Raw genomic sequence first — 1,854 nt, forward strand, 5'->3', positions numbered from 1 at the left:
GACCCGGTCGCCGTCTGCGTCGCCCGCGGCCCGGCCGCCGTCGCCGGCGTGCTCGGCGTGCTCAAGGCGGGCGCCCACTACGTCCCGGTCGACCCGTCCGCCCCGGTCGAGCGGACCCGTACGGTCCTGGCCGACGCCAAGGTCCGGCACGCCCTCGTCGACGGCTCCGCGGAACTGCCCGTACCGCTGGAGCTGGTGAACACCGGAACGTCCGCGCCGGTCCGCGAGGTCCCCTCCCTCGCGCCCAGCGCCACCCCCGGCGACCTCGCCTACGTCCTCTACACCTCGGGCAGCAGCGGCACCCCCAAGGGCGTGATGATCGAGCACCGCTCGGTCGCCCACTTCTCCCGCACCATCGCCAGGGCCTACGAGATCCGGGCCGAGGACCGGGTCCTGCAGTTCGCGCCGCTCACCTTCGACGTCTCGGTCTTCGAGCTCTTCACCACCCTCCTCGCCGGCGGCTCGCTCGTCATCGCCACCGACGACGAGCGCCGAGACCCGGCCCTGCTCCAGGCCCGGATGCGCGAGGACGCGGTGACCGTCGCCGAACTCCCGCCCGCCCTGCTGCCGCTCCTCGACCAGGCCGCCCTGCCCGCCCTGCGCCTCGTCTCGGTCGGCGGCGAGGCCTTCCCCGGCCGCCTGGTCGCCGAATGGACCGCCGGCGAACGCCGGTTCGTCAACGGCTACGGCCCCACCGAGGCCACCGTCGCCGTCACCCTCATGGACTGCACCGGCAGCTACGACCGCAACCCGCCGATCGGCCGCCCCATGCCGGGCCACCAGGCCTTCGTACTCGACGAGCGGCTGCGCCCCGTCCCGCCCGGCGTGCCCGGCGAACTGTGCGTGGCCGGGCCCGGCGTCGCCCGCGGCTACCTGGGCCGCCCCGACCTGACCGCCGACCGCTTCGCCGACAACCCGTACGCCGACGGACCCGAGACCGCCCGGCTCTACCGGACCGGCGACCTGGTCCGCTGGCTGCCCGGCGGGAACCTGGACTTCCTCGGCCGCACCGACCGCCAGCTCAAGGTCCGCGGCCACCGCATCGAGCCGGGTGAGGTCGAGTCGGTCCTCACCGGGCACCCCTCCGTCCAGCAGGCCGTCGTCGTGGCCCAGCCCGCGGCGGGCGGCGAGCGCATGCTCACCGCCTACGTCACCGTCGAACAGGTGGGCTCCTACGCCTCCGAGGTCGCCGACGCCGAGGGCCTGCGCGCCTACACGGCCGTACGGCTGCCGGGCTACATGGTGCCGGTCGTCGTCGTCCTGGACGAACTGCCCCTCACCCCGCACGGCAAGGTCGACACGGCCGCCCTGCCCCTGCCGGCCGACCAGAGCGCAACCGGCGGCACCGCGCCGCGCGACGCCATCGAGGAGCAGATCTGCCGCGACATCCTCACCCCGCTGCTGGAATGGCAGAACCCCGACGTGGAAGGCGACTTCTTCGCCCTGGGCGGCAGCTCCCTCCAGGCGACCATCGTGGTCTCCCGGGTCCGCGCCCTCTTCGGCATCGACATCGCCCTCGCCGACTTCTTCGGCCACCCGACCGTCGCCGCGCTGGCCGAACTCGTCCGCGGCGCCAAGGCCGAGGCGGCCGGCGAACAGGACCGGCTGCTCGCGGTCTTCGAGCAGATCGAGAACATGAGCGACGAGGAAGCGGCCGCCCTGCTGGGCTCCATGCAGCACCCGGACGGTCCCTGATGGCCACCGCGGCAGGGTTCGAAGGAACGCTCGCCGCGCTCCCCGAGGCGAAGCGCGAACTCGCCCGGCTGATGCTGGCCGCCCGGCGGCCCGTCCCCGCCCACCCGGCCCCGCGCTCCGGCGCGGGGCCGGGCCCCCCGACCCCCCTGCCTCCCCGGC

General features: G+C 75.0%; 1 protein-coding gene. It reads left to right on the forward strand.

The features are described from left to right. Positions 1-1,695 (forward strand): non-ribosomal peptide synthetase (locus tag ABT106_RS31870; RefSeq protein ID WP_351284521.1); only part of this gene is annotated, 1,695 nt, incomplete at its 5' end. Between the last annotated feature and the right edge of the window lie 159 nt (positions 1,696-1,854).

Origin of the sequence: Streptomyces sp. NPDC002044, assembly GCF_040296725.1 — a bacterium.
Lineage (GTDB): Bacteria > Actinomycetota > Actinomycetes > Streptomycetales > Streptomycetaceae > Streptomyces > Streptomyces antarcticus.